Raw genomic sequence first — 4,951 nt, forward strand, 5'->3', positions numbered from 1 at the left:
CCCAAATCAGCAACGACTTTATACTCCTTCCGATAACCCCTAACACACCGGGAGGAACTTTAGTTGAAGGATTATCTCACGATGGAAGATGTCAAACTCGATAATAAAAGGGTCCTGGTTAGAGTCGACTTCAACTCCCCCATGGACCCGAGCGGAAATATCCTGGATGACAAGCGGATCAAGAGCCATTTAGATACTTTGCGTGCTCTGGAGGATTGCCGGGTGGTCCTCATGGCCCATCAGAGCAGGGCGGGAAAGAAGGACTATACCACCATGGAAGCCCATGCCCGCTCTGCCACCAGACTCCTTCGACGCGATGTTGCCTATATCGATGACATCTTCGGCTCTCATGCTCGAGAGGCCATAAGATCCCTAATGCCAGGGGAGGTTCTTCTCCTGGAGAACACCCGCTTTTATGCAGAAGAGAACATGAACCGCACGCCTGCCGATCATGCTAAAAGCCATATGGTGAAGAGGCTGGCTCCTCTATTCGATCTGTTCATAAATGACGCTTTTGCCGTCTCCCATCGCTCTCATTGTTCTGTAGTCGGATTCACCGAGGTTCTGCCCAGCATTGCCGGCCTTCTGATGGACAAAGAGATCACTGCTCTGGACAAAGGGCTGAAGGGCGATGAGCATCCCACGATCTACTCATTAGGAGGTACCAAAGCGGACGACTCCATCAAGGTGATAGAGAATGTGCTGCGGCGCGGCGGAGCGGACAAGATTCTGACCTCCGGGGTTGTAGCTACTGTCTTCTTGATGGCAGCAGGAATCAATGTTGGTGAAGCCAATCGAAAGTTCGTAGAGGATCAGGAGTATCTTGAGCAGATACCGGTTGCAGCTAAGCTTCTGGCAGAGTATCCGGACAAGATCGCAATGCCGGTGGATGTGGCCCTGAATAAGAATGGAGAGAGGATCGACGTCGCAGTCTCCGCCCTTTCCAACGATCTGCCTATAGCGGACATAGGTCTGGAGACCATAGTCGATTATTCCAAAGAGCTAAAGGATGCTCGGGTTACAGTCATGAACGGGCCGGCAGGGATATTTGAGCAGGAGAAGTTCAAATTGGGGACATCTGAGCTCCTGAAGGCCTCAGCCGAGTCGGACTACTCCATCGCCGGCGGAGGGCATAGCGTGGCCGCCATCGAACAGCTGGGGCTGGAGTCCAAGTTCTCTCATGTGAGCATGGGCGGCGGTGCGAGCATCACCTACCTATCGGGAGAGCCCCTGCCGGGAATTGAAGCCCTGAAAAAGTACGCTCTAAAAGTACGCAAGGCTTAGAAAAGAAATATCAGGGCAGCAACTCTGCCACCCTATTTCTGCATTCCTGCAGAAGGGCTTCAGGATCGCCCCTGGCATCAAAGGAGGCTGCCGAACTGTGGCCTCCGCCGTCACCTCCATGGGCTCTGCCGATGTCACCCAGGATCTGGTTGAGGTTCAAGCCGGCATTCGCTGCTTTGCGGCTGGACCGGGCGCTGATCCTGACCCGATCGCCATGCCTTCCGGCTACAAATGCCACGTCTGCCCCCAGGTCTATCAGCGCTGCTGCCGATGAGCCCTCGAAGGAGTTGATCCTGGAGGCGGCTATCAGCCATTCTCCCCGGCGCTCGATCTTTGCCCGGGAGGCTGCCTTGAGGACTGCTATCCTCTGAGAGATGTCCGGGGCAACGGATAGGGCCTGCAATGCCTCTTCATAATCAAATCCTCCTGCCTCTAGTAGCTCTGAGGCCGCCAGAAATGACTCCGCGCTGGCTCGCTTGAACCGCCCAGTGTCCGAGATAATCCCCGCCATTAACCCCAGGGCCATCTCCCTGCTCGGCTGCCGTCCATTGTCCTTCAGGATCTTCCAGACGATCTCCGCAGTGGATTTGGCCGGCCTTTGGATATAGAATTCTGCCTTGTGGGTCAGCCCTTCATCCTGGTGGTGGTCTATGAGTCCATATCTGGCAAGCTGGATTCTGCCCAGCTGCAACTGGACGGATGTGTCCACCACCACAATCAGGTCCCAGCCCTCTTCTGAGGGATCGATCAGTATATGTGCTCCTATGATATCAGATAGAGCCTCTCCGATGCGGCTCAGGTCGTCTATCGCCCCCACTGTCCCTCCGAAGGCCCCGGCCAGGGCAAAGGCGCTCCCTATGGCATCAGGGTCGGCGTTGCGGTGGCACAGGTACAGGACGTTTTTGTATCTGCTGACGATGGAGCCGAACTCGGCCTCTGAGATGAGCATAAGAGAATTGGTCAAATCCAAAGAGATAAGTTCTTTCCCGCCAGACAATATTTTATGCTCTTTATGGATAGATCCCAGGCAGGAAAGGCGCTGGCAGGGGCCCTGGACGGGTTTATAGGCCAGGATTCGGTGGTCTATGCCCTTCCCAGAGGTGGGGTGGTCCTGGGATATGAAGTAGCCCGCCACCTTGATGCTCCGATGGATCTGCTCATAACCCGAAAGATCGGCTATCCCGGCAGCCGGGAATGCGCCGTCTGCGCAATATCCGAGGATGGGGAGATGATATGCGACAGCTTGGGCGCTTCCCGCCTGGATCCCGCATGGCTCGGCGTGCGGGCAGAAGAGGAGATGGAAGAGGCGAACAGGCGGCGAAGAGCCTATCTTGAAGGCAGACCGCCCCTGAATGCGGGAGGGAAGGTGGCCATAGTGGTTGACGACGGCATGGCCACCGGGCTTACCGTCCTCCTGGCCATTATGGTGCTGAAAAAGCAACATCCTAAGAGTATAGTGGTTGCCGTTCCCGTCTCTTCGATGGAGGCAGCAGAGAAGATCAGAAGAGAGGCCGATGAGCTTGTCGCCCTGGATGTGCCCCCTGATTTCTGTTCAGTATCTGAGCATTACGAGGAGTTTGCACAGCTTGAGGATGAGGATGTCATCCGTCTCCTCAGGGCGGCGGAAAAGAGGGAATAGTATCGTCTCCCGATCAAAACGGTCTGCTCCGACTGCAACCGCAGTCAGTGGCACTTAGCTCTTATCTTTTACATGAAGATCGGGAAGGACAAATGGGGTATAAACCAGACCGAGGGGATTGTATTCTTTGAGCAGCTTCAACCTGGCCATCCTTATGGCATCTCCGATCGAGCTTTTGTCTTTGAGAAAATGCCCCAGACACGCCTCGGCGAAGCTACATGCCAGCGGTTCGAAGATGGTGGTCTCTGTCCCAATGACCCCTGCGCTGCCCGAGCGGACGAAGTCGGCAACCAGATTAATTGCCATTTCCGGGTCCAGGGCAGTAGTGTGGCAACCATTGATAAAAACCAGTGGTTTGGGTTCTATCCATTCGATGTTGAAAGCATTCAGATTCGATCCATCTATGAAATCGTTGCCCGTTCCATCTCCGACCTGAAGGTAGGGAATATTGTTAGTGGAAATCCCGCCATGACAGTAGAAATAGATCAGATGCGATTTCGGGCTCTTTAGGTTATTGATGATCTCCAGCCGCTTATCTGAATAATGCCAGGATATATCGGTCCTGATTTCTCGCAACGCCCTCATATGCCCATCGAGGCGATCGAGGTTTGTGGCTACACATACCACCATATGCGGACCATCATCCATGACGATCTCCGAGGATGATTCGTCGGGCACAGAGGTGGGAAATCCCAGGATATGCCTGAAGCCCCAAAATCCACTTGGACAGACGTAGCCATCTGGGTTGCCCATTTCGTCTCGCTTGGAGTGGGGGCATAATCCATTAAAGCATGGTGCTTTGTCCAAAGGCGAATTGCTCTGAAGTGCGGCGGAGAAAGCCTCGCAGAGCTTGTAGCTACCTGCTTTGGTATCAAGAGGATAATCATAGATCAAAGCTGCCGGGAGAATCTGGGTGGGCGAGTCCCTTATGGCGATCTGCACCATGCCAGGATTGAGCATCAACCTCGCCAGCTCATTGGTCTTGCTGTGGGTTTTGATGAACTTTCCAATTATGGCATCATAAAGCAAATACCCTCTTCTGGCCAGAGATATCAGATCCTCTTCAAGCCTCTTGAGACTTAAATTCTCATCAGAAAAGCGATCTAGATAGCGATAGGTCTGCCCTTCACCCTCCTTCCAGGGCTTTTCTTCCCCCCATGAGGCTTTCCACAGGGCTTTTCTGGCATTCTCTGTCAGATTCTTCAGTTCGGTCGCCGGTATCACAGCGCTATTCTTGAAAATGGGCTCCTGCTCCTTGGCACCAAAGAAGCTGAGGGTATGGGTGCCATCGCCATTGCTGTTCAGGAGAATGCTGAGGCGGTGAGGAGCAAAGCCCCTGAGATGATTTGCCCATAGGGTGTGGCTCAGGGTGTAATCAACCTCCGAGCTCAGGGCTCCCTCTTTTTGCAGGCCATGATTTGCTACGATAGCTCTTATCAGCCTGGATTGGATGAGGATCTGCTCGTAATAAATATTGCAGCGCAACCGGAATGTGCCCTCTTGTGCCGGTGACTTGACCGGGAAGAGCAGGCGTCGGTTAAGGATATCTACATCTGATACTGCCCGCATTGATGGATCCGGCTGGTGCAACACACGGGCAGTTCCATCATCTTGAAGCTCCAGCTCCCCTACATCCGCCCCTTCAGTGATCTCGATCTCACCATCGAAGGGAAAGATGGCTACCACCAGCCTGGCTTTCGGTGGCACATAATCAGGAATCGTTGCAGGCGCTGTTTCGATAGATTTCAGAGTTGGCCGGCCAATATCAAGCCAAAAGCAATAGGTCTGACCAGGCTTTAAGGGAGTCTGAGGATCTAGGGGATTGTCAGCATGCTGCGAGGGTGCAAAGCCGGTGTTGACTGTACGGATCTGAAGGCGAGTCAGAGCTACTCTGAATAGATTCCTTCTCTCCTCTTCACTCATGGAAGCTATCTGTTCTGGCAGAGACATCCCAATTCCATCGTCCTTAGATGCTACTGATTCGAATACATCTGCCTCATCCTTTCTCGTCTTTGGAGGAGGATGCCC

Annotated in this window: 4 protein-coding genes; 2 read left to right on the top strand and 2 right to left on the bottom strand. The window is 53.6% G+C overall.

Annotated elements, in window-relative coordinates; all coding sequences use genetic code 11:
* Positions 1–81: 81 nt before the first annotated feature.
* Positions 82–1,284 carry a phosphoglycerate kinase gene (locus BP727_RS09015; protein WP_013719858.1) on the top strand — a complete coding sequence of 401 codons (1,203 nt, stop codon included), beginning with the start codon at positions 82–84 and terminating at the stop codon, positions 1,282–1,284.
* Between the two features lie 10 nt (positions 1,285–1,294).
* Here BP727_RS09015 and BP727_RS09020 read toward each other — a convergent pair whose 3' ends face one another.
* Positions 1,295–2,233 (bottom strand): DHH family phosphoesterase, encoded by a 939-nt coding sequence (locus BP727_RS09020; RefSeq protein ID WP_013719859.1) that lies wholly within the window; start codon positions 2,231–2,233, stop codon positions 1,295–1,297.
* A 54-nt stretch (positions 2,234–2,287) separates the two neighbouring features.
* Between BP727_RS09020 and BP727_RS09025 the strand changes: the two genes are divergently transcribed.
* Entirely contained in the window at positions 2,288–2,923 is a 636-nt protein-coding gene (locus tag BP727_RS09025; protein WP_013719860.1) for a phosphoribosyltransferase, read from the top strand.
* A 54-nt stretch (positions 2,924–2,977) separates the two neighbouring features.
* Here the strand turns inward: BP727_RS09025 and BP727_RS09030 are convergent.
* Positions 2,978–4,951 (bottom strand): CHAT domain-containing protein (locus tag BP727_RS09030; protein WP_286858421.1); only part of this gene is annotated, 1,974 nt, incomplete at its 5' end.

It is taken from the genome of Methanosaeta sp. UBA356, assembly GCF_002496465.1.
Lineage (GTDB): Archaea > Halobacteriota > Methanosarcinia > Methanotrichales > Methanotrichaceae > Methanothrix > Methanothrix soehngenii.